18 protein-coding genes and 1 pseudogene are annotated in these 26,888 nt (G+C 47.6%); 9 read left to right on the forward strand and 10 right to left on the reverse strand.

Annotated elements, in window-relative coordinates:
* Window positions 1-20: 20 nt before the first annotated feature.
* Both FCL48_RS12945 and FCL48_RS12950 read right to left on the reverse strand, forming a co-directional pair.
* Window positions 21-4,190, reverse strand: a complete 4,170-nt coding sequence (locus FCL48_RS12945) for a DEAD/DEAH box helicase (protein WP_136872707.1) — start codon at window positions 4,188-4,190, stop codon at window positions 21-23.
* Window positions 4,191-4,618: 428 nt separating this feature from the next.
* Window positions 4,619-6,514 (reverse strand): SurA N-terminal domain-containing protein, encoded by a 1,896-nt coding sequence (locus FCL48_RS12950; protein WP_169309205.1) that lies wholly within the window; start codon window positions 6,512-6,514, stop codon window positions 4,619-4,621.
* A gap of 553 nt (window positions 6,515-7,067) precedes the next feature.
* Between FCL48_RS12950 and FCL48_RS12955 the strand changes: the two genes are divergently transcribed.
* On the forward strand, window positions 7,068-7,385 hold the full coding sequence (locus tag FCL48_RS12955) for a TusE/DsrC/DsvC family sulfur relay protein (RefSeq protein WP_136812700.1): 318 nt from the start codon (window positions 7,068-7,070) through the stop codon (window positions 7,383-7,385).
* A gap of 300 nt (window positions 7,386-7,685) precedes the next feature.
* Here FCL48_RS12955 and FCL48_RS12960 read toward each other — a convergent pair whose 3' ends face one another.
* From FCL48_RS12960 to FCL48_RS12970, 3 genes are all read right to left on the reverse strand, one after another.
* Window positions 7,686-7,928, reverse strand: coding sequence for a hypothetical protein (locus FCL48_RS12960; RefSeq protein WP_136872709.1), 243 nt, complete (start codon window positions 7,926-7,928; stop codon window positions 7,686-7,688).
* A 38-nt stretch (window positions 7,929-7,966) separates the two neighbouring features.
* A complete protein-coding gene (locus tag FCL48_RS12965; protein WP_240744838.1) occupies window positions 7,967-8,353 on the reverse strand; it encodes a polymer-forming cytoskeletal protein in 387 nt (128 codons plus the stop codon).
* 74 nt (window positions 8,354-8,427) lie between these two features.
* Complete coding sequence (locus FCL48_RS12970) at window positions 8,428-9,330, reverse strand: M23 family metallopeptidase (protein ID WP_136872710.1); 903 nt, start codon at window positions 9,328-9,330, stop codon at window positions 8,428-8,430.
* Between the two features lie 253 nt (window positions 9,331-9,583).
* Between FCL48_RS12970 and FCL48_RS12975 the strand changes: the two genes are divergently transcribed.
* The 3 genes from FCL48_RS12975 to FCL48_RS12985 are packed head-to-tail and all read left to right on the forward strand — an operon-like array spanning window position 9,584 to window position 13,473.
* On the forward strand, window positions 9,584-11,401 hold the full coding sequence (locus FCL48_RS12975) for an ABC-F family ATP-binding cassette domain-containing protein (protein ID WP_136872711.1): 1,818 nt from the start codon (window positions 9,584-9,586) through the stop codon (window positions 11,399-11,401).
* A gap of 8 nt (window positions 11,402-11,409) precedes the next feature.
* A complete protein-coding gene (locus tag FCL48_RS12980) occupies window positions 11,410-12,135 on the forward strand; it encodes a metallophosphoesterase (protein WP_136872712.1) in 726 nt (241 codons plus the stop codon).
* Window positions 12,136-12,138: 3 nt separating this feature from the next.
* Entirely contained in the window at window positions 12,139-13,473 is a 1,335-nt protein-coding gene (locus FCL48_RS12985; protein ID WP_136872713.1) for a protein kinase, read from the forward strand.
* Between the two features lie 133 nt (window positions 13,474-13,606).
* On the opposite strand, the gene FCL48_RS12990 is transcribed toward FCL48_RS12985, so the two are convergent.
* The 4 genes and pseudogenes from FCL48_RS12990 to ltaE all read right to left on the reverse strand — a co-directional run bounded on the left by FCL48_RS12990 (window position 13,607) and on the right by ltaE (window position 17,701).
* Window positions 13,607-15,400, reverse strand: a complete 1,794-nt coding sequence (locus FCL48_RS12990) for an FAD-dependent oxidoreductase (protein ID WP_136872714.1) — start codon at window positions 15,398-15,400, stop codon at window positions 13,607-13,609.
* Window positions 15,397-16,041, reverse strand: a complete 645-nt coding sequence (locus tag FCL48_RS12995; RefSeq protein WP_169309206.1) for a ferric reductase-like transmembrane domain-containing protein — start codon at window positions 16,039-16,041, stop codon at window positions 15,397-15,399. Before FCL48_RS12995 ends, FCL48_RS12990 begins: the two co-directional genes overlap by 4 nt.
* Before the next feature lie 2 nt (window positions 16,042-16,043).
* Window positions 16,044-16,271 (reverse strand): annotated as a pseudogene (locus FCL48_RS13000) (ferredoxin family protein); the annotation flags it as partial.
* A gap of 428 nt (window positions 16,272-16,699) precedes the next feature.
* Window positions 16,700-17,701 carry a low-specificity L-threonine aldolase gene (ltaE, locus tag FCL48_RS13005; RefSeq protein ID WP_136872797.1) on the reverse strand — a complete coding sequence of 334 codons (1,002 nt, stop codon included), beginning with the start codon at window positions 17,699-17,701 and terminating at the stop codon, window positions 16,700-16,702.
* 276 nt (window positions 17,702-17,977) lie between these two features.
* Between ltaE and FCL48_RS13010 the strand changes: the two genes are divergently transcribed.
* Entirely contained in the window at window positions 17,978-19,933 is a 1,956-nt protein-coding gene (locus FCL48_RS13010) for a helix-hairpin-helix domain-containing protein (RefSeq protein WP_136872717.1), read from the forward strand.
* 16 nt (window positions 19,934-19,949) lie between these two features.
* Here the strand turns inward: FCL48_RS13010 and FCL48_RS13015 are convergent, their stop codons facing one another.
* Window positions 19,950-20,138: a 4-oxalocrotonate tautomerase family protein gene (locus tag FCL48_RS13015; protein WP_136872718.1), complete on the reverse strand. Its 189-nt coding sequence runs from the start codon at window positions 20,136-20,138 to the stop codon at window positions 19,950-19,952.
* 183 nt (window positions 20,139-20,321) lie between these two features.
* Between FCL48_RS13015 and galE the strand changes: the two genes are divergently transcribed.
* The 4 genes from galE to FCL48_RS13040 all read left to right on the forward strand — a co-directional run bounded on the left by galE (window position 20,322) and on the right by FCL48_RS13040 (window position 26,824).
* Window positions 20,322-21,350, forward strand: coding sequence for a UDP-glucose 4-epimerase GalE (galE, locus tag FCL48_RS13020; protein WP_136872719.1), 1,029 nt, complete (start codon window positions 20,322-20,324; stop codon window positions 21,348-21,350).
* Window positions 21,351-21,699: 349 nt separating this feature from the next.
* Window positions 21,700-22,194, forward strand: coding sequence for a hydrogenase maturation protease (locus tag FCL48_RS13025; RefSeq protein ID WP_136872720.1), 495 nt, complete (start codon window positions 21,700-21,702; stop codon window positions 22,192-22,194).
* Window positions 22,195-22,208: 14 nt separating this feature from the next.
* Window positions 22,209-23,657: a 4Fe-4S dicluster domain-containing protein gene (locus FCL48_RS25665; protein WP_305791020.1), complete on the forward strand. Its 1,449-nt coding sequence runs from the start codon at window positions 22,209-22,211 to the stop codon at window positions 23,655-23,657.
* 116 nt (window positions 23,658-23,773) lie between these two features.
* The gene (locus tag FCL48_RS13040; protein WP_169309207.1) at window positions 23,774-26,824 is read left to right on the forward strand and encodes a CoB--CoM heterodisulfide reductase iron-sulfur subunit A family protein; all 3,051 of its coding nucleotides are present in this window, start codon (window positions 23,774-23,776) and stop codon (window positions 26,822-26,824) included.
* Window positions 26,825-26,888 lie beyond the last annotated feature (64 nt).

Genomic DNA, 26,888 nt, shown 5'->3' on the forward strand with positions numbered 1-26,888 from the left:
AGTCCTGTGGTTATTCTTTCCTACTTTGTTTTGATCAGGTCGAGCAGGTCTTCCGAGTTCATCTTTGCACTGATATCGGTTCCCTCGAGCAGGCTGCCTGCAAGGTCTCTTTTTTCCTGATGAAGTTTCACGATCTTCTCCTCAATGGTGTTCTTACATACCAGTCTGTATATGGTAACTGGTCTTTTCTGGCCGATCCTGTGGGCTCTGTCGGATGCCTGGTCCTCAATGGCCGGGTTCCACCAGGGATCCATGTGAATAACATAGTCCGCTGCGGTGAGATTGAGGCCAAGACCTCCTGCCTTGAGACTGATGAGAAAAAGATCTCCCTGGCCTGCCTGGAAGGCGTCCACCCTGATTTTCCGTTGTTTAGAGGTGGTGCTCCCATCGAGGTACTGGTAGCTGATCCCTTTGGAGTCAAGGTACTCCCGGATGATGCTTAGATGGCCAATGAACTGGCTGAAGACGAGGGCCTTGTGTCGACTGTCCAGAAGGTCTTCCACCACCGATGAGAAAACCCGAAGCTTAGAGCTTTCAATACTGCTGTTCTGATCGATAAGACGGGGGTTGCAACAGGCCTGACGCAGGCGCATGATCTCTGTGAGTATCTGCAGATGCCGACCTTTTTTCTCCTTTGACTGTTCCAGCAGATCGATGGCGTTTTGACGAAGAGCCTCATAAAAATGCGATTCTTCCTCAGTCATCTCAACATCAAGGGTCACTTCTGTTCTGGAAGGCAGTTCATCAAGAACCTGGGACTTTATTCTTCTGAGAATAAAAGGTTGTATAAGTTTTTTGAGATGGATTTTGGCCTCCCGATCCTGAAAACGCTCAATGGGTGCTGCAAAGCGCTCATTAAAGGAGCTCAGGGTGCCAAGCAGGCCAGGGTTGATGAAATGGAATAGATTCCATAGTTCGCCAAGGTGATTTTCGATGGGGGTTCCCGTGGTAATGAGTTTGAATTCTGCCTGTAATGACATTGCCGCATGGGATCTTTTGGTTGCCGCATTCTTTATGGCCTGGGCCTCATCAAGAATAACGGTCTGCCATTTGACGGTGGCCAGTAGTTCGCTCTCCTGTTGGAGCAAGGTGTAGGTAGTGATAAGCAGATCAAATTTTCCCAAGGCCTCAATGTCCGATTTCCGGTCTTTGGTGCCGAGGTATTTGATATTGATCGTTGGGGTAAACCGCTGAACCTCTGAGTGCCAGTTAGAGGCAACTGATGTCGGGGCAATAACAAGCGAAGGACCATTTGCGGCCAGTTTAAGGACGACAGCAAGGGACTGCAGTGTTTTGCCAAGCCCCATGTCATCTGCAAGACAGCCTCCAACGCCCCATTTGGCCAGACGGGCGAGCCAGTTATATCCTTCCCGCTGGTAATCACGAAGCTCGGCCTGCAGGGTTGAGGGGAGTTCCGGCTTAAAATCCTGGGCTTCATTGATTTTTCTCAGTTGGTTCTGCCAGCCTTCGTCAGCTGTGGTATGCGCCTGTTCTGCAATCTGCTCGAGCTGGATTGCCGCCAGAGGATGGATGAGTATTTCCCCGCTGTTCTTGTCGATGTGGCCATCTGAAAACAGGTTAATATCCTCAAGGCGTTTTCTGAACTCCTGAGTAAGTGCGATAAACTGACCGTCGCCGATTTCCACAAAGCGCCCTGACGAACTCTTTACTTTGAGTAACAGTTCTTTCAGCTCGATAACCTGGCCTTGGTCAAGGGTCAACTCTCCACTCATGGCAAACCAGTTCTGACGGTTTGTTCGGATTTTAAGGTTAAGGTTCTCAACGGAGACCCGGTGAGATATTGAGAGTTTTTCTCCTTCGGGCCATTCAATAATTACTTTGTCACGAATGGACTGGAGTTCCATAAGGGCCTGGAGACAATCATCCGGGTCATAGAGATGCCATTCACGATCATTTTCCTGCTCCATGTCGATGGCCAGATCGAGTATGGGGCAGAGTTCTTCAATGTCCCGGGCCTTCTCTTCCTCGAGGGCGAGATTTCTTTTGGTCTGCAGTCTCTTACCATTGACTTCTGCCATGATGTTTTCAACACCCTGGCCGGGTTTAAGGTAGTGACCACCCTCAAGAAACGGTTTGACGAACATCTCGAGGCGAAAGCCGGTGCCGTAGGGGATGAGGTGCATGTAGATCGAAGAATCCGCCTCAACGAAGGTAACGTTGCTGGTCTGACGGCTCTTGCTGTCGGCTGCAATAGCCGAGTGTACTGTCATGAATGAAGAGATATTGCCAATAGCTGTAAGCACCTCTTCGCTGGCCGACATGGGGACGGTGATGCCGTCTTTCCCTGTGATTTGAGCAATACGACGATGATTGTCGTTGATGTTTATAATTTTAATGCGAGTGGGTGTTTCTTTACTGAAGTTGATATTTTCTTCAGAGATAGGATGAGCAAAGCGTATACGCAGATTCTCTCCTCTTTCTTCGACGAGAAGTTCCGGCTCACCGGGGACAAACTCCATAGGGGTCCCAGGGGAATCAGCCAGGTAGAGATGGGGGTGGCCTATCATTGCAAGAAGGGCCTTTTCCATGTTGAATGTATAGTTTGTGGTGTTGGTTACAGGGTTATGGGTTTTTTTGATAGCAGCGCAGATCTTCCTGTCCTGTGTCGTGAGGTAATTAAACTTAGCCGTATTATACAGTCTGGCGAGAGAAATTGGTTTCCCCTTGCTCCAGACACCGTCTGCGGCAAGCTTCTGTTCTTTGGGGGAGACACTGATTTCTTTGTCTTCTAAAGCGACCATCCAGACCATACGCACGGTCTGCTGGTGACTGCTTGATTCTTCGGTGGTGGCAAAAATAAGGGCCTGTAGGCTGCGTTTCCAGGGTTCTTCCGGTTCCAGAAGCGGAAGAATGGGAATGATACCCGTCGTTTCCCTCAGGGTATTGAGGGTGTTTTCGTATTCAGTGTTCTCATGCTGGATGGTGCTCAGAGTCTCTCCGAGGAGCAGGGTGAGCAGAGAATATCCCTGTTCAAGTGCCCGTTGATAGAACCTTTGAATTTCATCTTTTATGACATTTGTAACTGCACTGTTGAGCCAGTACTGACAGATGCCCGCAAAGGCTACGGTGAGTACATCGAGGTCAGGGGTGTCGGGAAGTATAATCTCTTCGCTCTTGCTCCCATTATTGATTTGAGAATTCAGGACCGCAGACAAAAAGGCGTAGGAATCATTTTCCCTTGCTCCTTCAAAAAGAGACATTGCTATGGATATGGAGTCTGCAATGGTATGGTACTCTTCTTTTGGGCAGGAGGAAATTAAGGCGAGGATATAGAACAGTCCGGCAGGACCAAAAAATGCCACCTTGTCATCGTCACTGATTTTTTTAAGAAAGGCCAGGTCTTCGTCAAAGGCTCTGATGGCATCATCGGTATTTCCCTGAAGAAAGTAAACAGCACCCAGGGCTCCGGTCCCACTAAAAGAATCGGTGTGATGCAGAACAAGGTTCCTGGCGTCATTTATCCTGCCACGAAAGAGCAGCTGGTTAAACAAGAGTCTCCTAAATGGCAGTTGCTCGTCGACTGTAAGATGCGCAAATTCCTCTTCAGAGGTCAGAAAGTTAATTATCTCCGGGTAATCGGTGAGGGTTGACTGGCCGTACTGTAAAACGTTGTTGAGCAGGTAAAACTGAAACGATGTCGGCAGAGAGCTGAACCATTCCCGGTCAAAGGGCTGGGCTAATACTCTGACGGTTGCAGGCGGAGTTGCTATTAGTTCCTTACACTGACTGTCGAGAAATTCTGAGGCATCGTGTATCTGATCAAACTGTTGTGTGTAAATGCCGATGCGCATCTCCCGCATGCCGCGCCAGCAACGTGTGGTCCACTTGCCATAATAGTAAGAAACCGGTGCCTCCTCCTGTATGGTGTTTGCATATATCTCAAATGTTCCTTCCTTCACTGCTATCTTACTTAGAATTTCCACAACATCGTCAACAACTTGTTTATCTTTGGTCAGCAGTCCGAGTTCTTCAAACTTATTGAAGTAGTGGCTGAGATTTGCAGCAGTTGGCTTATTTCCCCTTGGATTTTTCAGATCTAATTTTCTCAGACAATTGACAATGAGAGTGGCGTGAGCCGGTTCATAGGTGATTGAGAGGAACTTGAGAAGGGTTTGTTCGAATTGGGAAAGCTTGTAGTAATTATCGAGGAGAGTGGCGTCTGTTTGCATGGTTGCGATTTATTGGAAATCTGGAGTAACTGAAAGTTCGGTTACCATAGTTTTAGGAGAAGGCGAAAAAGCAATCGGGCATTATAACATCGTATTAGCGTAATGAGAACCAAAATATGTACATATCTTATGTGGAGTGTCTCTGGTAATGGGAACAGTACTCTTGCTTGTATTGGTTATATCGATGCGACGAGGTCGTATGCTTCGGCAAAAATCATGGCGTACTCAGGGCTGGAATTGCAGCCAGTCTTTCTTGCTAAGTGTCTGATACAAAGTCTTAAAACAGAAGGTTATAAGGTCGAAAAAGAACTGCTTTTTGAGCTGAAATGAGATCAGGACAAATAATGCTGCAGGACAGAAGGACAAAAAAAAGCATCTGTCAGAGGAGCTCTGACAGATGCTTGGATATGACGAAGTATTTATTTCTTTTACAGACTTGGATGGGTTGAAATTTTCGCTTTGACCTGTTGGTTTTGAAGCCAGGCTGAGAGCAGCTGCTGTTGTTTAAAATTCAGCAAGCTTGTTCTGTATTGTTCAATCTCTGTGGATCCCTCTGGCATCTTAGGCAGGGTTCTGCTGAGAAAGGAATAGACGTAGTAATTGTCTCCATCCTGGCCAACTTCCTGGGGAAGTGGACTGTTGCCTGAGAGAAGGAAGGCTTCACTCAACAACTGCTGCGGAAAGGTCGTCTTGTCGTTTTGTCCGTCGCGACTAAGTTCTCCAGAGTTTGTAACCGCATAACCTTTAGCTGCTGCCATCTCTTCGAGGCTGCCTCCATCGTGGAGTTGTTTTAAGAGATCGTCTGCCGCTTGTTGAGCCAGTTTCTTGGACTCTGCTGTTTTAAAATCGTTGGTGAGCAGTTCTTTTATGTCGATAAGAGCAGGAGTCTCTGGTTCTTTAACATTTTCCACATAAAAAATTGCATAACCACTGTTCCCTTTTATCAGTGAGCTGAAGTCACCTTTGTTCAAGGAAAAAGCCTTGTCAAGAAAGATGGAATCCTTTTTCAGATCATCCGGCGCGGCTTCTCGCTTAAAGAGTTCTGTTGTTTGCAGTTCGGCATCGGGCGTGGCAGATAGATACTGGTCGAGGCCACCTGCCGCGATGATATTTTCGTAAGCACTGTTTGCTACTTGAAAAGCAAGGCTTTCAGCCTCTTTTTCCTTTAGAGTGGTTACAATCTGTGCCTTCACCTCTTCAAGCGAACGGGTGGATGCGGGTTTAATATCTTCAAGATAAATGATGTGGTAGCCAAACTGGGTTTGTACTACCTCGCTGACGGCACCTTTTTCCATGGAAAATACCGCATCATCAAAGGCAGGAACCATTTGCCCCCGAGAAAAATATCCAAGTTCGCCACCGTTTTCACGGGAAGGTCCTTCCGAATACTCTTTGGCCAGGTCGGCAAAATTAGAGCCGTTTTTAGCAAGAGCCAAAACCTTTTCAGCTTTTGCCTCTTTTTCCTGAAAAACCTGCTGAGAATCATCAGCAGTGGTTTTAAAGAGAATGTGAGACGCTTTTCTTTGCTCAGGTACGGTATAGAGCTGCGTGTTTTCCTGGTAATAGTTTTCGATTTGGCTGTCATCGATTACAACTTTATCTGCGATCTTATCGTAGGTAAAGGTGAAGTATTTTAACTGGATTTCAGGGGAGGTCTTGTAATTGTCTTTAACAGTTTCATACCAGGCTGAAAGACCTGCGTCGTCAGTTTGCACCTGGTTGAGATAATCAGAAGGTTTAAAAGAGACAAAATTTACGACAACTTTTTCATTGAGTTGGCTGTAGATTTCCTGGATTTCAGATTCAGTTGCCACCGAGGCGAAGTTACTTATTTCCCGCACAGCCACTTCGGCGAGCCTGTCTGTGCGCATTGACTTTTCAAACTTTGTCGGTGCAGTGCGGATATTGGTGAGCACAGCTTTGTAGCGGTCCATACTGAAGGCCCCATTATCCTGAAACTGTACCATGCCTTCAATTACCTTTCGCACTTCTTCGGCGCTGACGTAAATTCCCATTTTCTGGGCACCTTGCCGAAGAAGACTGGTCTGTATGAGCTGGTTGATGACCTGTTGCTTGATGCCTAAGGATTCCGCCAGGTCTTTTGGCATGTTACCGCCGAACTGCTGGCTGAATCTTTCATAGGTTCTGTCGTAGGCCTGCTGATAATCCTGGAAGGACACTTCGTCACCGTTGACGACCACCGCTGCCTGCCTGTCGCCGGAAAGATTCGACCCGACTCCCCAGAAAATGAAAACCAGTGCAATAATGACAACTATGATTTGGATAAAAGTTGATTGCGCTTTCCTGCGTAGTATTTGAAGCATGAAGATTGATGAGTCCTTTAAATTAATAGATATGGCCAGATTGTATACCACCATGGAAGCTGCATAGGAGCAACAGGCCAATTACGTTAAATAATAAATAATGTGATCGATTTACTCTTTCTTTGGCTCCACTGCAAGGAAAAATACTTTTTCCCTTACCTCCGGCCGGTTTAGAGCCAGCAGCTTTTAATGACGATCGAGTACAATGAAGATATGAGGGGGGAGAAATTTGCATATGCAATAAACAAAGCTGTTGCAAACAAGGACGTGAGTTGTGTATATATTTCTAATGTTGTGTGTCAGTAAACAATGAGAACTGAGCTGTCTTTTAAATTCACCCATGTTTTTTTGTCTCTTTGGAGATCACTTTTTATCTGGCCTATCTTGTTGAAATTTCGCGACATATCTACAGATTGTTTTGTGACGAATTGTTTGGTTAAATGATTAGTCATTCACTTGACAAATTGTTTTGCCTATAGTATTAAGCCCTAGTTAGCTTCTGAATTTATAAAAATGGCGAGAAGTACTAAATAATATTTTAAGGAGGTTTGCAATGCCAACACTTGAACACAATGGAAGTAGCTTCGAGGTAGATGAGGACGGATTTCTTCTCAAAGGTGATGATTTCAACGCTGATTGGGTTGACTATGTAAAAGGTGTAGAAGGTATCTCTGAGATGACTGATGAGCATCAGAAAGTTATCGACGCTCTTCAAGAGTACTACAAGAAGAACGGTATCGCACCTATGGTTCGTATCCTTTCTAAAACCACTGGTTTCCCACTCAAGAGAATTTACGAACTGTTCCCATCAGGACCTGGTAAGGGAGCATGTAAAATGGCTGGTCTTCCTAAGCCAACAGGTTGTGTATAATTAATACGATCTGATGTTGTAGTTGAAAAAGGGAGTATGCAATAATTGCATACTCCCTTTTTTTGTTTTTTCTGACCGCCTGGCACCGGCTGTTGCAAGGCTGATGGCCTATAAGACTCCTCAGGTGTGAGGCTTTATTGCTACAAAATATTTTAGAAAACTAAGGTAGTGGAGGCTGTCTTGAAACTGTCCAAGAATCCTCATGCGGTGATTTACTTGTGAGCCATCAACATAACCGCTACTCCTCTTGTCGTATCCGACACGTTCCAGGAGTTATTGTTCTCTTTGCTGGTTTTTTCTTTAGAAAATCATTTCAGAAAAACGCTGGTGAAATGAGCTGAGATCTTCCTCGCAGTTGCCGCAAAACAGTTTCACATCCCCAAGTGACTGAGAACTCTTGCTCTCTATAGTGAAACTACCGTCACTGTTTTGAATGTAGTGAGTTGTGGTGATAACATCGTCTGCTATTTCAAAAAACTCGGTATCGTTTCCACAGTGGGGGCAGGTAAGTAAGTTTGCCACCTTCGGTTGTGATAAAGACATAATGATTGTTTGTTGTTGGCAGCTTGATTTAGATACAGTTACTTGGCGTTTATTTTCACAGGTGGGTCTTGCGGTTTGCTGACAGGGGCTGAATCTTTGGCCGCCGCACGGATTTCGCCCTGAATTGAGGCGCCGGGTTCTACGGTAAGGCTTGTCGCTTCAAGTTTACCATGTATGGAACAGTTTTTCCTCGCGGTGAGCAAGTTCGCTGTAACGTTTCCCTCAAGTATACCGTAGCAGTTAAATGAAGTGACGTTGATATCGCCATTCACTTTGCCCGTCTCACTGAGAATGAGATGTTCGCCTTCGATATTGCCGTTGATGGTTCCATCAATTCTAGCCTTACCTTTGAAAGTAATTTCACCGGTTATGATCATACTCTTGTCTATGATTGAAGAGATGGCTTCACTTTCAACTTTTTTCATTTCTTGTTCCATATTAGCAGGCTTTCCAAACATCCCCATGATGTGTTGTTCTCCGTTACGATGTGCTCGTCTGATTATTTAACTTTTGCAAGTTTCATGAATTTGTATGGATTAACGGTTTTTCCTTTAAGGGCCACCTCGTAGTGAAGGTGTGGCCCGGTAGATCGACCAGTGTTACCTACAAGACCTATAACTTGCCCCCGCTTGACTTTATCTCCACGGTGTACCTTGTATTTTTGCATGTGAGAAAATGAAGTGGTATAGCCGTTGCCGTGATCAATCATAACGTAATTACCGTAGCCACCATTTCTAAAGGCTTTGATAACAACCCCATCGGCGGTCGCTAAAATCTTGTCACCTCGTTTTGCTTTGAAGTCTACCCCTGTATGAAAAGCGGCTTTCCTGTTTAAGGGATCTTTTCTCCTGCCATAGGGAGAAGAAATAGTACCCTTGACGGGTCTGCCTAAGGGTAAAAAACGAACGGTTTCAAGGTATTTATCAGCTTTCAGCAGCAGGTCGTCCTGCTCTTGGCCCTTATCTTCGATAAAAAGTCCACCGCTGTTCTGGTTGTCTGTTGTTTCCGGTTCCGGCAGTTTAATACCTATAGAAGTGACGATATCTTCTATAAGTTCGCTGCGTTTTGAAAGTTTGTTAATCGCAGTTGAAATAAGGTTCTCTTTTTCAGCTTCAAAGGCGGCGGCCTGTTCGGCCGCATATTTTTCGAGTTTGGCAATTTTAAGATCAAGTTCTTTCTGCTGTTTGGTGCTTATTTTGAGGGCTCGTTGTAATTTGCTGACTTCATCTGAAGAGTAGTGCTGCCGGGTAAAATAAGATATGGAACAGATACTGGTGCCAGTGAGAAAGAGCAGGATAACGATTGAAACTGCGGCGTAGATGCGAATTTTTTTCCGTGAACAGGGTACTTTTATTACCTTGCCCCTGTCTCCAGCAATGATGATATGGACTTGGTCATCCATGTAGTCTCCAAAATTGTTGTTTATTTAAAAAACAGAAAGTATGCTGTTTTCTGGTGCATCTCTTTACCAAAACAAAGTTTAAAATTCTTATTGCTTATACTCGGCTGAGGTAATTAATTCAATATAAAACGTGCAGAAACAGTGGCCTGACGTTTTGTCGAACATCTTGTATCCGCTAGATAATTCGGGTTTGGAGACGAACCTTTGTATCTATTTCACACATGCTGCATAATTTTTAAACCTTCTGTTATCTATGTCAAATATCATTGTCTGTAAAGGAGTTTCCAAAGCATATGGAGCTCAGGAATTATTTCAAAATATTGATCTTGTTGTTCATTCCGGCGATAGAATCGGGGTGATTGGTCCAAATGGTTCCGGTAAATCGACCCTGTTAAAAATTATCTGCAGGCTTGAAGAGGCCGATAGCGGTCAGATTGTGCGGCAGAAATTCATCCGTTTAAGTTATCTCGCTCAGGAGGATCTGTTTGACGATGACAGGAGTGTCTTTGACAATCTGTTAGTATCACTTGAAGATGAAGATCTTGAAGAAACCGAGAAATACACTCTGGTCCACACTCTTTTAAGTAGAGCTGAATTTCCCGACAATGATGACAAGGTTGTCAACTTGTCCGGAGGCTGGCGAAAACGATTGTCTATTTGCAGGGCGCTGCTGGCAAAGCCTGATGTACTTGTAATGGACGAACCGACCAACCATCTTGATATTGAAGGTATTCTCTGGCTTGAGAAAATTCTCACCGGGCCTAATAGCCCCCAGGCCTATCTTCTGGTCAGCCATGATCGAAGATTTTTAGAAAACTGTACCAATCGAATTGTAGAGCTGTCTGCCGTATACCCCGAGGGAACTTTGCAGGTTCAAGGGCCGTATTCAAAGTTTCTTGAAGTAAGGGACGAATTTTTGGCCGGTCAGGAAGAAGAAGAACTTCGACTTGCCAATAAAGCCCGGCGGGAAATTGAATGGTTGAGGCGTGGTCCCAAAGCCCGGGCAACCAAGGCCAAATACAGGATTGATGAAGCCTATAAACTGACAGACGATCTTGCTGATGTTAAGGCACGAAACCGATCCATCTCCAGTGTACAGATTGGCTTTGAGGCGACCGGACGAAAGACCAAAAAGCTGTTGGAAATGATCGGGGTTTCAAAGGCCTATGATGACAAGGTGCTTTTTGAAAATATTGATATTACCCTGGCACCAAAAAGCCGCCTCGGACTTCTCGGGCGAAACGGCTGCGGGAAATCGACATTGATGAAGATCATGGCCGCTGCAGCGGATGAGGAAAACGGGGCTGACAGTGGAACCATCAAAGTTGCAGAAAATGTCAAAATCGTCACCTTTGATCAGAATAGAAAGGGAATTGATCCAACCCTCACCCTGAAGCGCGCTCTTGCGCCCGACGGGGATTCCGTTGTTTACGGGGACCGGTCTCTGCATGTGGTTTCCTGGGCAAAAAAATTTCTCTTCAGACCAGACCAGCTGGAAACCCAGGTCGGCCAGCTCTCAGGAGGAGAGCAGGCGAGGATTCTTATCGCCAGTCTTATGCGGTCCCCCGCTGATATTCTGCTGCTCGATGAGCCCACCAATGATCTTGACATCGCTTCTCTCGACGTGTTGGAGTCAAGTCTGCTCGAGTTTCCAGGAGCTCTGGTACTTGTGACCCATGACCGATTTTTGCTTGATCGCATCTGTGACCGGCTGCTTGGCTTTGGCGGCAGGAGCGGGGTGACCTATTATGCCGATTACGAGCAGTGGCTTGATGATCTGCCAGAGGAGGTGCAGGAGAAAAAGGCAATGAAAAAAACTGTTCCTGCACAGGCTCAGAAAAAGTCAGGTCGTCTTTCTTACATAGACCAGCGTGAGTACGATCAGATTGAAGAAAATATTGCGGTGGGAGAACAAAGGGTAGGAGAACTGCAGGCAAAAATGGAGAGCCCGGAGGTCGTCTCTGATTCCGAAAAACTCTCCGCCTGCTGGGCCGAGCTTGAAACAGCTCAGGAGGAGGTCGAAAAACTCTATGAGCGTTGGGATGAACTGGAAGCAAAAATTGAAGGGTAGTGGACGGGATGAACGTTGCGATCCTCGCTGACATTCACGGCAACCTTGAAGCACTGCGGGCGGTGCAGGCTGATCTGCGTTCTTTTACAATAGACCGTGTTGTCTGTCTTGGCGATAACATTGGTTATGGGCCGGACCCTGATGAGGTTCTCACATCTATTCGCCAACACGGCTATATCTCGGTGCTCGGTAATCATGAATTCGCCCTGATGGACAAAAGAGGCCGTCGCTGGCTCAATTTTCAGGCTGCTGAAAATAATCAGGAAACCAAGGCCTTGCTGAGTCTGGAAAATATTCAGTATTGTCAAAGTCTTCCCGTTTTCATAGTGCTTGAAGACGGTTACTTTGTTCATGGATTTCCAGAAACCTCCCTCTTTCTCTACCTGGCCAAACAGGACGATGAAAAGATTAAAAAGCTGTTTCAAAAAAGCGCTGCCTCACTTTTTTTTGTGGGCCACACCCATGATCTTCAATTGGTAACAGAGGTGGATGGAGTGGTTGTCCGCCAGGAGTTACAACAAGGGCGGTTCAGTCTGGATCAAGGGAAAAAATATATCATAAACTGTGGAAGTGTTGGCCAGCCAAGGGACGGTGATAAAAGTGCCAAATATGTGTTGTGGAATTCGGTTGCGAGAGAGATTGAGGTACGATTTGTTCCCTACGATATCCAGCAGACGAAAGACAAAATTCAAGGGCGCGGCTTTCCCAAGGTGTACGCGCAACGCCTGGGGTGATTTATGAAAAAGATAGGTCGATACGAGATAACAGGGCGTCTTGGCAGAGGGGCGATGAGTACCGTCTATAAGGCAAAGGCCCCGGTTACCGGACGTCTGGTGGCCCTTAAGGTACTACAGCCAAGAGATGATATTTTTGAAAGCCTGGTGGGCTACGAACGTTTGCGGGAAATGTTTGTTGATGAGGGACGGATTATGGGGGGTGTTTCCCATGATCATGTGGCCAAAATCATCGATTGTGATGAGCAGGATGGCACGCCTTTTATGGTACTTGAATATTTTCCCCATTCCCTCGGCAGCTTTATCGGTGAGGCGTACCGGGTCGAGGATCTGTCCAGAGTTATTTCACTGGATAAAACGAAGTATTATCTGCAGCAGATCCTGCGGGGTCTTGAACGGTTGCATTTTGCAGGCATTGTCCATCGGGATGTCAAGCCGTTTAACCTTATGATTACCAACGATGATCGGATCAAAATCATTGATTTTGGCTTGTCACGGGTACGGGGTGAAGAGAAGATGCTTATTGCAGGGATGCAGGTCGGTTCCCCGTACTATGCTGCACCCGAGCAGGGGAGGGACCCTAAAAGCGCTGACGCCAGGGCGGATCTTTATAGCGTTGGTGTGCTCGGGTTTCGGATGTTGACCGGACGCCTCTTTTCCTATAATGACGAACGGCCAACTCTTGATATTCCCAGCCGGGAAGTGCAGGGTCAGTGGCAGGAGTTTCTGGAAAAAGCGACAGCAAGGCTTGTCGAAAACCGTTTTAGCAGTGCCATGTCCATGCGGATTGAGCTGGAGGCCCTACCGGTTGTGCAAAATAACCTGGCAAGCCTTGATTCCGGGGCAGAGTTATGGAAAAAGCCTCCGAAAGGAAGAGTTCGTGCGAAAGCTGAACGGGTTATGTTTAAAAATATCAGAGAATTGCTTGGACTTGATCATCTTTTTCGTCCTGTAAAATATTATCAGCCCAAATTTTCTGTGCTGGATCATCTGGTTGCAAAGGAGCAGAACAGTGGTCTGCTCTGGCAGAGAAGGGGCGCTGGTTTTCCCCTTAACTTTAGCCAGGCACAGGAATATATAGATCATCTCAATGATATAGTCTGGGAGGGTCAAAAAAATTGGAGACTTCCCACCGTTGAGGAAATTTGTCTCGTCCTTGCGCCGCCTCTGCATGTCAGCTCCTGTTCGAACTGGCCGTTGTTTGGCTCTTCTGTACACTGGGTCTGGACGGCGGATCACAGTAATAAAAAGCAGGCGTGGATCGTTGATGTCACCGAAAGCTACTTTCAGCGTTTGGACCGTGATGGTGCGGCTTGTGTCTGCGCCGTGAGTGCATAAAATCGGCGGTAACTTATGATGTAAGGCTTGTGTTCAGGGCTGGGCTTTTCTGGCCGTGTAAGGCAACGATCATGGGGGAGACATGTCTCCTTTTAGCGGGGAGACATGTATGTCCACTGTGCCTGGAGAAAACCTATACAGGCCAGGTGCCAAAAGGCTGCTTTTCCATTTGCATGGTTCCGTCGTGGCCTTTGAAAATATTGATCCATGCACGCCAGTTTTTCTCGTCCATCTCCGGGTAATCCAGTCGAAAATGGCTGCAGCGGCTTTCTTTACGCATAAGTGATGCCTTCAGTTTCATCTCTGCGCTGATGATCATGTTGCCTGTTTCATGGGCCAGCCTGAGTTCATGCATATCTGCGGCTCTCAACATAGGCATATGATGATCACGCAGTTCCTCTACATAGGCAAGGGCGGCCTTTAAGAGAGATTCTTTTTTGATATAGAGAACAAAGTTGGGGATCATGATTCCCTGCAGGGTCTGGGTGACCCAGGCGGGGCTGTATCCGGCGGTTCTTTTCAGTGGTGCAAGAATCTCTTCCTGTATTTCTGTAATCCTTGCCTTGGAAACAGTCACAACATCAACATTTCTACAATACTCTGCGGCGGCCTCTGCCGCGATTGCTCCCTGGACTGCGGATCCGGCAAGTGATGAACCGACCTGTGTATATATACCTCCGGCCATATGTGAGCCCAGGGCATCACCTGCTGCATACAATCCGGGGATATTGGACTCGCACTTATCGTTTATAGGAACCAGCCCTTCTGATTTATGTATGGCCATTCCAGCGGAAGAGCCTCCAACCGGTGAACCACCCATTCCCGGAGGAGCACCGCCCTCTTTTGGTGGCCCTCCATCGTGATTTGAAGGGGGACCAGGTCTGCCTTTGTCACCCATCTCCTTTCCAGGTGGAGGGCCGCTTCCCGGACCACCTTTTCGTTCAAATTTTCGTTCAAATTCGGCAGGTGTATAGGGGCCGCCTGCAAGACGTTTATTACCACCCATTCCCGGAGGGCCGCCAGCAAGGGGGCCGCCATTCATATAGGCGGAATAATTCAAATCTACCCCAAGATCATGGTGAACCTCAACACCTGTCGTGCCGGGCTTTCTGTCGAACATGCCATGCCAGCCGTCGTAGCAGGCGGCCGGGTTTGTCGTCTGACCGGGATGTCCGTCATTCCATTCTTTTCCGGTGACCTTTGCTCCGATGTTATAGGCCATCACCGTACCGTCGTGGGTCAGGTCGCAGATGGGGAAGCCATTAGGCTTGAAACCACCGGCCCCTGTACAGAGGATGACGCTTTTGGCCTGGAAGATATGAACCTTCTCCTCGTCGAGGCTAAAGCCTGCCGCGCCGACGATTCTGCCGTTTTCCTTGATAAGATGGGTGATAACAATTCTTTCCAGAACGGGGATGTTTCGCTCCTTCATTGGCTTGTTAAAACAGTTATTGTAGAGCGGCGACTCAAAAAAACCCCATTCCCGCAGATCATTGACACGGGCAAGGGAGTGTTCTGCCATTTGTCTGGTATAAACTGGATTGTTTGTACCGAGGGCTGAGCGGGAAACCGTGTCGACAAATTCATCAAGACTCAGTTTTTCCTTCTTGGGATCGTAAACAAATATTCCTTTGGCAAAAGGTGTCTCCCCCGAGGAACCGAGACGTCCTTTGGAGACAAGTGTCACAGAGGCACCTGCGTCGTGAGCTTTAACGGCTGCAAATAGTCCAGCCATTCCACCCCCGATAACAAGGACGTCGGATGTTGTCTCCTGAGATTTTATGGCGCTCGCGTCTATTGTTGATTTATTAGCAGCCCAGCCTGTCGATATCCCCAGCGCGGCCAGGGTCGCCATTCCTGCAGCACCGCCAGCAAGGGCCATGAAATGGCGTCGGGAAATGGCATTGTGTTCCTGTGGATTTGTCATTTGCTTGGTTCCTGTTTGAGCAGTGATTCTGAAATATAGTGTTTTAAAACAAGGAGAAGGCTACCTGCTGCAACTATAATAATAAAGGTGCTGAGCGAGGTGTCGGTGTGGCGACCAAGGTCTATGGCATGCCAGGAGGCTGCAACTATAAAGAGAACAGCCAGTATAGTGTGGATGAGTCGCCATGTTTTATAGGACAGGGATAACTTTGTGCGGAAAAGAGATGCAACCCCTAAGATGACCATGAGGCACCATGCACAGATTCCCAGGATAATACCAAAGGAACTAAACGTGGTGATGATGGTGAAAAAGGCCTCAGTGGGGCTAACCCCGGATTCATAGTATCTCGGTACGACAATGAGAAAGGGATGGATAATCAGGACCGGGAGAAATATATATCCGAGCGCCTTATGGATTGTGGTGATAGTGCTTTGTCGGTACCCACCCAGCAGACTGCGGTTCATTCGAGTGAGGTAAAACTGGGCGAGCATCAGGCAAAAAGCCAGGATCGTCAAAACTGAAAGAGAATCTTTCAACGGTGTGCGTTTTGGAAAATCACCCGTTGCATAGAAGAACAGGGGCAACCCTATAAAAAGAACGGCCAGGGGTAACATGGTTTTTTTTTGAGTGTTCTCTTTCATTATCAACCCCATGAAACTATGACTGGAATCGATTTCTCTGGTGAAATGGTAATGGCATCGACAGGGCAATACATCCTGCACAGATGGCAGATCTGGCAATCTGCTGGATATTTGATAACAGCTTTTTTGGTCTTCGGGTCCAGTCGTATGACATCCGTTGGGCAGCTTTTTACGCATGTCCCACAGCCGATGCATCCGTTAATCGCTTGTATTGTCATTTTCTCTCTCTTTCTTTGTTGCTTTGGTTGAAAAACTCTCTCCTGAAGACTCGTCCAACCGTTTTTTGTTCTTTCTCTCTATCGTTAAACAACAGTTGGCCGCTATTTTGACCTGATAAAGTGCAAGAATTATGGCTGTTGTTCAATAATTCTGAAATGTAATATGAAACGCACGGCGTAAGCAGGGAAGGCGGAAAAATAATTGATATTAGAGGGTATATGACAGAAATTATCTGGGACAATAGAGGCAAAGGCGCAAAGTCCATATGCGCAACGTGCATATTTCTTCCATAATGTATTGGTTAGACTGCTTTTTCATTTGGTCAGCAGGTGATGGTCTTTTGTTCTAAAAAATACTTTGATGTTTTTGGGCATCAGCTCCCATAACGTTCGGCCTTTCCTGTAACAGGTCAACGGTTGAACGTTATGGGGTGTCGGTATCAATTGTAGAAGGTTGCTATTGTATCAAGTACATAGACGATATCATCTCCACTGACATCAAGATGCGTGACCAGTCTTGTGGTTTTCCCTGGACTGATGAGTATTCCGTGATCTTTGAGATGTTGTGCCAATGCCTCTGTGGTGCTGGTTGGCACCTGGAAGAAGACCATGTTGGTCGCAACGCTTGTTACCGCAACGCCCGGGATCTGCCGGAGACCCTCTGCAAGCCTTCTGGCATGGTCGTGGTCTTCTTGAAGGCGGGTCAGGTTGTGGTCGAGAGCATAGCTTCCTGCTGCGGCCAGGATACCAGCCTGTCTCATACCGCCTCCCACCATTTTGCGCCAGCGTTTTGCTTTTTCGATAAAAGCCTTCGAGCCACAGAGCACGGAGCCCACTGGAGCGCCCAGTCCCTTTGAGAGGCAGATAGAGGTTGAGTCAAAATGGCTGGTGATCGTCTTTGCTTCCACCTTTTGCTCGCTTGCAGCGTTAAAGAGACGCGCCCCGTCGAGATGGAGTTTCAGGCTATGTCGTTTGCAAAAATCCGAGGCCTCTTTGAGGTATGAGAGCGGTAGTGCTTTGCCGTTCTGGGTATTTTCCAGGCAGAGAAGCCTAGTCCTTGCAAAATGAACATCGTCGGGTTTGATTTTTTCCTCCACCTTGCTAAGGTCTATGGTGGAGTCCGCTTCATATTCGATGGGCTGGGGCTGAATGGAACCAAGGACCGCTGCGCCTCCTGCTTCGTATCTGTAGGTATGGGCCTGTTGTCCAACGATATATTCATCTCCTCTTTCGCAGTGGCTCATGATGCCAATGAGATTGGCCTGGGTGCCGCTTGCTGTGAAAAGTGCTGACTCAAAGCCCGTGAGCCGGGCTATCTTTTCCTGCAGGAAATTGACGCTTGGGTCATCACCATATACATCGTCGCCCACCTGGGCTTCGACCATGATTGCCCGCATCTGTTCTGAGGGACGGGTAACTGTATCGCTGCGGAGGTCTATTATGTGTTGCACGGTTGCTCCATATTGTATCAAGGTTGAAAAAGTATTATGTAGTTTGCTTTAGTGTCAGAGTTACTACTCTATCCGGTTTAGTTTGATTGTGCGAGAGTACTCTGGCGGTTGGTACGGAGATGTACAAAAGTGTCTCAAGTGTTGCTTGAAGATTGTGCAGTATTTCTGGATCTTGCCAAAGAGCTGGAGCTTAAACAAAACGTGTGATGCAGTGTATCCTATGGAGTATTTCAAATAAAAGATGGACGATATGGATGGAAATGGACAATGGAGTTAAGTAGCAAACAGTGTGAAGTTCTGCAGCAGGCAGGATTTGAATTTTCGGCCTTGACCATTACCGGTTTTCTTGAGGTGGCAAATGGCGATCGTGAGGTAACCTCTCTTTCCGATGAGGAACTGGTTGAATTTCTGGTCGCGACAAACCTGCTGTACCGAGGGGGGGAGCCCCTCATTTCTGATGTCTTCTATGATTTTACCTTTCTTGCAGAACTGAAAAACAGGAACCCGGATCATCCTTTTTTAGGAGATGTTGAGCCTGAGGCCCTGGTTCTTGCCAAGACTGTAGAGTTGCCTGTCCGGATGCTTTCAACGGACAAGGCCTACGATTTTAAATCCATTGCTCGCTGGGCTTCGCGGATTGATAAAGCAGCGAAAGAGTGCGGAGTAGACGTTGAAAGTATTCTGTTTCGCGCGACTCCAAAGCTTGACGGCTACGCTGCATACGATGATGGTACAACCCTCTACACCAGAGGAGATGGTCGGAGAGGAACGGATATAAGCCGCGCCTTTGAGCGGGGTCTCAGGGTGGCCGGAGCTGGAGAAAGGGGACTTGGAGCCGGGGAGATTGTCGTAAGCCGTTCCTATTTTTCTGAGCATCTGGCGGGAGTCTTTGATAACTCGAGGAATTTTCAGGCAAGCCTCATTAAGGAAAAAGAACTCGATGAGCCCGCCGCCCGTGCCATTGCTGAAGGTGCTGCTCTTTTCTATCCCTTTAGCCAATTACCCTCCTGGCAAGGCAGTTGGAAGGCGCTTGCTGCTGATTTTGAAGGTATTGTGGAGCGTCTCTGGAAAGAGGTTGATTACGATGTTGATGGTATTGTCTTTGAAGTAGTCGATTCCAGGATAAAAGAGCACATGGGGGCGACCAGGCATCACCACAGATGGCAGATTGCCTATAAACAGAATACGGAAATTGCAGAAGTCCGTGTCTTGCAGGTGGTGGCCCAGACTTCCAGATCCGGCCGGGTGAATCCCGTGGCGGAAATAGAACCGACCCGGCTCAGCGGTGCCCTGATCAAACGGGCGACGGCCCACCATTTTGGCATGGTGCGGGACAAAGGAATCGGCAGAGGGGCGCTTATACAGCTTTCCCGTTCAGGGGAAGTTATTCCAAAAATAGAAGCGGTTCTTGAGCCTGTTGCCCCTGAATTGCCGGAGGTCTGCCCCAGTTGTTGTTCTCCCCTTGTCTGGGAGAATGATTACCTTGTCTGTGTCAATGTGATGAATTGTGCCGCACAGATAACCCATACCATTGAGCACTTTTTTAAGGTTCTGGGGAACGTCGATGGTTTTGGCCCCTCTTCCATTGAAAAAATATATACAGGTGGAGTGACAAGTCTGCTGGAGATATATAACCTGGATGAGGAGCGGTTTGTTTCCTTTGGTTTTGGCCCCAAACAGGCTGAAAATATGGTTGCTCAATTACAGCGGAGCCGGGAGGAGTCTATCGAGGACTGGCGATTTCTCGCAGCTTTTGGCATCCATCGGCTTGGTATGGGCAATTGCGAAAAACTGCTCAGCGTCTACCCGCTTGAAGAGGTATTCGAGCTTGATCGACAGAAGATCGTCGAGATAAAAGGTTTTAGTGAAAAGATTGCAGACGAAATTCTCCCCGGGCTGCAGAGTGTTCGGCAGATGTTTTTTGCCTTGTACCGGCTTGGGTTTAATCTCACGAGAACCGATGTCGCTTCAGATGCTCCCGGTCAGTCAAGCCCGGTTACGGGAAAGCTCCTGGTTTTCAGTGGCACCATGCGTCAGGGAACCAGAGACGAGATGACTGTGCAGGCCAAAAGGCTCGGAGCCAAAGTGGGCAGTTCGATTACCGGAAAAACGGATTTGCTCGTCTGTGGGGAAAAGGTGGGGGCCTCCAAGCTGAAAAAAGCAGAGGAGTTGGGAGTGAAGATACTCTCAGAAAAAGAGTATCTTCATTTGTTGGAAGAATAACCGCAACTGCCGGGTCTTATTTGGGAGGCTCAAGGAGCTTGCCTGTTTTGGCGACGTTTTCGTGGGGGACCTCATCAATGAAAATCAGCACATTTTCGGGTGGCTTGTTCGCCTCTTTGCTGATGACCTCGGTGACCCCTTTTGCGATGTTGGCTTTCTGCTCTTTTGACAATGTTCCTGCAACTCTGATATTTACGTATGGCATTGTTACTCCTGTCGTGTGTTGAATTGTTTTTTTAGGTGTAGCCTGGGTAAAGTACCCTTTTTTCTTTTTGCAACAAAGGACAATTTTTCCCTGTGCATAAAACGGTCTGGCGGTCCACGTGTAATGTTTGTGATGTTACGATGCCTCAACTGAAAATCCAACTATGAAAAAGAGAGTACTGCTATGCATATTTTAGTTACCGGTGGAGCCGGATATATCGGCAGCCATACCTGTCTTGAACTATTACAGTGTGGGCATGATGTTTGTGTGGTCGATAACTTATCAAACTCCAGTACGGAGTCTTTGCATCGGGTCGAAAGGTTGACCGCAAAGAAAATAGAGTTTCATACGACCGACCTGCTCGACAGGAAAGGGCTTGAAGATGTTTTTGCCGCAAGTGGTGTCCGTTTTGATGCTGTCATTCACTTTGCCGGTAAAAAGGCCGTGGGGGAATCCGTTGAAAAGCCTCTGCTGTACTACCATAATAATATAACAGGTACTCTGGTACTGGCCGAGGTCATGGCAAAATATGGGGTGAAGAATATAATTTTCAGTTCTTCCGCCACGGTATACGGCGATCCTGCCAGCGTGCCAATTACAGAGGACTTCCCCCTCTCATGCACAAACCCCTATGGCCGGACCAAGCTTATGGTGGAGGAAATTTTGACTGATGTTGCGGTCGCAGATCCTGCCTGGAATGTCTGTCTGCTCAGATATTTTAATCCGGTCGGAGCCCATAAAAGCGGGCAGATCGGGGAGGACCCGAGCGGTATTCCCAATAATCTCATGCCCTATATCTCACAGGTCGCGGTTGGTAAGTTGCAGGAGTTGTCTGTATTTGGCAACGACTATCCAACCCACGATGGAACCGGGGTCCGGGATTATATCCATGTGGTCGATCTTGCCAAAGGCCATGTCAAAGCTCTCGATAAAATCGTCACACAGCCCGGGGTGGTTACCTATAACCTCGGAACCGGCAAGGGGTACAGTGTTCTTGAAATGGTGCAGGCATTTGCCAAGGCCAGTGGTAGAGAAATTGCCTATAAAATCGTTGGCAGAAGGGCAGGCGACATTGCTGCCTGTTATGCAAACCCTGCAAAGGCCCTGGCAGAATTGGGCTGGACTGCTCAGTATGGGCTCCAGGAGATGTGTGAGGATACCTGGCGCTGGCAGAAGGAAAATCCTACGGGTTTTGGGCAAGCAGTGAAATAGTATAAGCACAAAAAAATAAATCAAAACGGCCAAGAAAAGCAGCCCCTGTCTTGTTACAAGACAGGGGCTGCTTTGTTTTTGGTCATACCAATTAGCCATTTCCATACCAATTGTGCAGGTTGTCTGCGGTTTCGTTGTTGTTGGTAAGTAATTGGAAACCAATACAATATCCGACAGAGTGGTGTTTTTGCTCATTGCCGGGTACGGGATGGTGGGATTTTAATAAAATATATCAATAGTTCCACAACTATGTGCTATCCCCCGTTTTTGTCGATAAAAATGATATTGCGTTAAACAGTCTCTAATGGTACTTTCCTTGAAACTTTGAACATGAGGCACTGTTTGCACAATGAGAACAACACAAGAAGTCGTTAAAATCTTTGGCTGTGGAAATGTCATAATGGGAGATGATGCCTATGGGCCTTCTGTTATTGACAAAATCAACGATACTTTTGACCTTCCAGACAATATCGAAGCTGTGGATGTTGGCACCTGTGTACGTGAGTATCTGTTTGATTATCTGTTAACTGAAGAGGGGCGGCCGGATCGGATAATCATCCTTGATGCCGTCGATTTCACAGATAAAAAGCCGGGTGAGGTTTTTGAGATCTTTCCTGATCAGATTCCGGCAAAAAAAATCCATGATTTTTCCCTTCACCAGTTTCCCACCGTAAATTTATTGCAGGAGTTAGAACAACATACCGGCATTAAAGTTCAAATCCTAGCCGCGCAAATTGAGTTCATCCCTGAGGAGATTGCTCCCGGGCTTTCTCCTGCAATGTCAAAAGCTGTAACAGAGGCGTGTGAGAAGGTTTCACAAGTTCTTTCTCTTAAAGTCAAGTGAGGTGACTGTTTATGATGTATGAATTTAAAGTCAGCCAGCTTGCAGATGAATTTGGGGTTCATCGAAACACCATAAGAAACTGGATAAATGCCGGCACTCTTCCTGCCACAGAGGGTCCTGGCAGAAAGTATCTTATGAAGTTTCATGACTACCAGAAACTCTGCGAAAAGTTTGGCCGAGAACCACATGTTAGTCTATCCAATCACGTAAGTCCCAACGCCTTGGGAGCCCTGGAGGAAAGCGATGTAGAGCCGTTAATGATCAACGGGACGAAGAGCGCCCTGGCTATTGATCCATCATGGGCGGATGCATGTCTCACCTGCGGCACCTGTGCAAGTGCATGTCCCATATCAGGCGTGGACGGTCTGGATCCGCGAAAGATTGTGCGGATGGCAGTACTTGGAATGGATAAGGAGCTGATTGAATCTTCCTGGCCCTGGAAATGTACCATGTGTGCAAAATGTGAAGAGGCCTGTCCTGCAAATATTCAGATCATTTCCCTCATGCGCAAAATCCGTGGCGCCCGGGAGCGTGATAAGGTTCCCGGTCCCATCCATAAAGGTGTTGTTATGTGCCTTGAGCGCGGCAATAACCTTGGTATTCCAAAAGAAGATTTCGTCTTTCTCTGTGAAGATCTTGGAGAAGAACTGGCTGAAGAATGTTGCCCGGGCTTTAAAACTCCCATTGATGTCCATGGCGCTAGGGTGCTTGTCACAGTCAATTCCAAAGAGCCCTTTGGTGAGCCTGATGACATGAAGTGGTGGTGGAAAATCTTCTATGCCGCAGGTGAATCCTGGACTATCTCTTCTGAAAACTGGGAAGGTGTGAACTGGGGCCTGTTCTCCGGTGATGATGAGGCGATGAAAACCGTTGTCGGACGAATAGTCGACAACATGCGGAGGCTGAACTGTAAGGTTCTCCTCCTCCCCGAGTGAGGCCATGCATACTTTGCAACCCGGTCCGGGTTGAACAGATGGTACCCTGAAGCACTCAAAGAATTTAAGATTGCCACGGTTTTTGATCTCCTCCTCGAATATATAGAAGCTGGTAGAGTACAGCTGGATAAGTCTATTCATGCACATCCCGTCGCCTATCATGATCCATGTAACTATGGTCGTAAATCGCTCAAAGCTTTTGGAAAGGCCTATTTTGAAGAAGGCCGCGCAGTGACCAAAGCCTGTTGTGATGATGTGCGCGAGTTGAACCCAAACAGAAATGGTGCATATTGCTGCGGCGCCGGTGGTGGGGCCTGGGCGATGCCGTACTCCGATGAGAGGGTCTTCTACGGAAGAACCAAAGCCCGTCAGATTACCGAGTCCGGTGCTGAGCTGGTTGTCGCTCCATGCCATAACTGCCGCGATCAGATTATGAAATCACTGAACAAAGAGTATGATCTTGGCATTGAGGTCAAGTATCTCTGGGAGCTTGTTGCTGACTCCCTGATAATGCCGGATAAGCAGTAAGCTTTTGCAGAGGAAGTGCTCGTATCCTCGTAGAGGCTGGGCATGTTAAGAAATGAGATATCTTTTTTGCTTTTGCAGAAAGATTTTCTAGAACCATTCGACAGGAGATACCCGTCATGCTAGGCACAAAGAAAGTTGGGTCTGTAATGATCGTGGGAGGTGGAGTCACAGGGATGCAGGCAGCCCTTGATCTCGCTGATTCCGGATACTATGTGTATCTGGTTGAAAAGTCTGGAGCTATTGGCGGTGCCATGGCCCAGCTTGACAAGACCTTCCCGACCAATGACTGCTCGATGTGAATCATCGCGCCAAAATTGGTAGAGTGCGGTCGGCACTTGAATATAAAATTGATGACGCTCAGCGAAGTCGTTGGAGTAGATGGTATCGCTGGGGATTTTAATGTTACGGTTAAAGAGTCTCCACGGTACGTAGATGTGGATAAGTGCATCGCCTGCGGTGCTTGCACGGAGAAATGTCCAAAGAAAGTAGACAGTGAGTACGATGCCGCAACGGGCAAGCGTAAGGCGATTTATGTTAAATATGCCCAGGCTGTACCCCTGAAGTATCAGATTGATCCAAATTCTTGTATCCGCCTGAAAAAGCCGGGTGCCTGTGGATTTTGTGAGACGGTGTGTGATGCGGGAGCCATTAATTTTAATGACACCGAAAAAATGCACCAGATCAATGTCGGCGCGATTGTTCTTGCGCCTGGCTTTGAGGCATACGATCCAACTGAAGCAGGAGTCTGGGGCTTTGGTACCAACCCAAATGTCATAACTGCTCTGCAACTCGAGAGATATCTCTCCGCGTCCGGTCCCACCGAAGGGCATCTTATTCGCCCATCGGACGGCAAGCCTGCACGTAAGGTTGCATTTCTTCAGTGTGTCGGTTCCAGGGATGAAAATCTCTGTGGCAACGGTTACTGCTCTTCTGTCTGTTGTATGTACGCCATTAAAGAGGCGGTTATTGCAAAAGATCATGTTCCAGGCCTGCAGACCACCATATTCTATATGGATATGCGGACCCACGGCAAAGAGTTTGATTTGTATCTTGAGCGCGCCAAAAATGATTCTGGCGTCCGTTTTGTCCGTTGCCGTGTCAATGGCGTAGAGACAGATGGGGTTGGCGGAGACTGCCGTTTGAGCTATGTCAACGAAGATGGACGTCAGCTCGAGGAGTTCTACGACCTGGTTGTGCTCTCTGTGGGCCTGCAGACTCCAAAGCATGTTTTAGAACTTGCCAAGACAGCGGATATTAAACTTACCGCTGCAAATTTTGCAGCTACCTCTGATTTTGCTCCGGTTCAGACCTCCCGTGAGGGGATCTTTACCTGTGGGGCAATTGCAGGACCAAAAGACATTCCGCAATCGGTTGTGGAGGGTTCTGCCGCGGCCGCCGCTGTTTCTGATCTGCTTGCACCGGCAAGACATGAGCTGACCTCTGAGCCGAGCTTTCCGACGGAAAAAGATATTACCGGTGAAGAACCACGCATTGGCGTGTTCGTCTGTCATTGTGGTTCAAATATCGCTGGCGTAGTCGATGTCAAAAGTGTGGAAGATTACGCAGCCACCCTGCCTGATGTCGTCTATGTTGAACGAAATCTCTTTTCCTGCTCTCAGGATACGCAGGATATGATCACCAAACGCATCCAGGAACAGAATCTGAACCGGATCGTCATTGCCGCCTGCACCCCCCGTACCCATGAGCCGCTTTTCAGGGAAACCTTGAAAGCAGCAGGCCTCAACGAGTATCTGGTTGAGATGGCCAACATCAGAAACCACGATTCCTGGGTCCATGTTCAAGATCCTAAAGGTGCTACAGCCAAGGCAAAAGACCTTGTGAGAATGGCGGTTGCCAAGGTGACCTATGGTGATTCTTTAAGGCCAATCTCAGTTCCGATCACCCAGAAATGTCTGGTTATCGGTGGCGGTGTCGCGGGTATGACTTCGGCGCTCAACCTTGCCGAGCAGGGTTTTGAGGTCGATCTGGTCGAACAGACAGATACCCTTGGTGGAAATGCACTGCACCTCAAGCACACCTGGTCGGGTGAGCATGTTCCAACACAGGTTGCCAAACTGGTAGACAAGGTTATGAGGAATGAAAAGATCCTCCTGCACAAAGAAGCCAGGGTGTCGGCTGTTGAGGGTTTTGTCGGAAATTTCCGTTCTACGGTTACCACGAAGGATGGCAAGACTAAGGTTGTCGAGCACGGGGCAGGCATCATTGCAACCGGTGGCGAGCCCTTTACTCCAACTGAGTACAACTACGACAGTATCACCCGTGTTGTCACCTCAGTGCAGTTTGACAAGCTTTTTGAGCTGAAAGAGCAGCACGTAAAAAGTGCCAGGCGTTTTGTTTTTATTCAGTGCGTCGGCTCTCGTGAGGGCGACAATATGTACTGTTCAAAGGTGTGCTGCACCCACTCTGTTCAGTCTGCGATTGCTCTCAAAAAAGAAAATCCGGAGCGTAATGTCTATATCCTCTACCGGGATATGCGCACCTATGGACAGCGGGAGTCGCTTTATAAGCAGGCAAGAAAACTTGGTGTCGTCTTCATTAACTACGAACTTCATGGCAAGCCTAAGGTGAGCGAGGCAGGAAATATGGTAGCCGTTGAAGTTTGGGATCACGTACTGCACAGACCGCTGAAGATTGAATGTGATCTGGTGATTCTGGCAACGGCGGTTCGGCCAAAGGTGGACGCCTCGGATCTTGGTAAGCTCTACAAGGTGCCGGTTGATGGTCATGGTTTTTTCCAGGAGGCCCATGCCAAACTCCGTCCGGTGGATTTTTCAACTGATGGTATGTTTGTCGCAGGTCTGGCTCACTATCCAAAACCCATTGAAGAGTCAGTTGCCCAGGCGCTGGCCGCGTCTTCACGGGCTGCAACACTGTTGTCGAAAACCAGTGTCTCTCTTGATGCAATCAAGGCGACGGTGGATGAAAACTACTGTGATGGTTGCGCACTCTGCGTTGATGTCTGTCCATACCATGCAATTTCGCTCGTTGACCGGCCGGAAGGAAACGGCAAGATCATACGGGTGAACAAGGCGCAGTGTAAAGGCTGTGGTCTTTGTCAGGGAACATGTCCGAAGCGGGGTGTGTTTGTAGCAGGATTTACGATGCAGCAGATCAGTGCGCAGGTACAGGCTGCCCTGGCAGTCTGATATTTATCTTGAATACAATCGAAGCCTCTCCCGCCGCTCAATACGTTCTCCATTGACGGTTGGG

The organism is Desulforhopalus sp. IMCC35007 (assembly GCF_005116575.1).
Lineage (GTDB): Bacteria > Desulfobacterota > Desulfobulbia > Desulfobulbales > Desulfocapsaceae > Desulforhopalus_A.

Excerpts from the sequence above, each read along its gene's own strand:
- FCL48_RS12955 (WP_136812700.1), top strand. The coding sequence starts at position 7,068 with ATGCCAACACTTGAACACAATGGAAGTAGCTTCGAGGTAGATGAGGAC.
- FCL48_RS13010 (WP_136872717.1), top strand. The coding sequence starts at position 17,978 with ATGGAGTTAAGTAGCAAACAGTGTGAAGTTCTGCAGCAGGCAGGATTT.
- FCL48_RS12945 (WP_136872707.1), bottom strand. The coding sequence starts at position 4,190 with ATGCAAACAGACGCCACTCTCCTCGATAATTACTACAAGCTTTCCCAA.
- FCL48_RS12995 (WP_169309206.1), bottom strand. The coding sequence starts at position 16,041 with ATGAAAGAGAACACTCAAAAAAAAACCATGTTACCCCTGGCCGTTCTT.
- galE (WP_136872719.1), top strand. The coding sequence starts at position 20,322 with ATGCATATTTTAGTTACCGGTGGAGCCGGATATATCGGCAGCCATACC.
- FCL48_RS12975 (WP_136872711.1), top strand. The coding sequence starts at position 9,584 with ATGTCAAATATCATTGTCTGTAAAGGAGTTTCCAAAGCATATGGAGCT.
- FCL48_RS12980 (WP_136872712.1), top strand. The coding sequence starts at position 11,410 with ATGAACGTTGCGATCCTCGCTGACATTCACGGCAACCTTGAAGCACTG.
- FCL48_RS13015 (WP_136872718.1), bottom strand. The coding sequence starts at position 20,138 with ATGCCATACGTAAATATCAGAGTTGCAGGAACATTGTCAAAAGAGCAG.
- FCL48_RS12965 (WP_240744838.1), bottom strand. The coding sequence starts at position 8,353 with ATGAAAAAAGTTGAAAGTGAAGCCATCTCTTCAATCATAGACAAGAGT.
- FCL48_RS12990 (WP_136872714.1), bottom strand. The coding sequence starts at position 15,400 with ATGACAAATCCACAGGAACACAATGCCATTTCCCGACGCCATTTCATG.
- FCL48_RS12960 (WP_136872709.1), bottom strand. The coding sequence starts at position 7,928 with ATGTCTTTATCACAACCGAAGGTGGCAAACTTACTTACCTGCCCCCAC.
- FCL48_RS12950 (WP_169309205.1), bottom strand. The coding sequence starts at position 6,514 with ATGCTTCAAATACTACGCAGGAAAGCGCAATCAACTTTTATCCAAATC.
- FCL48_RS12985 (WP_136872713.1), top strand. The coding sequence starts at position 12,139 with ATGAAAAAGATAGGTCGATACGAGATAACAGGGCGTCTTGGCAGAGGG.
- FCL48_RS13025 (WP_136872720.1), top strand. The coding sequence starts at position 21,700 with ATGAGAACAACACAAGAAGTCGTTAAAATCTTTGGCTGTGGAAATGTC.
- FCL48_RS12970 (WP_136872710.1), bottom strand. The coding sequence starts at position 9,330 with ATGGATGACCAAGTCCATATCATCATTGCTGGAGACAGGGGCAAGGTA.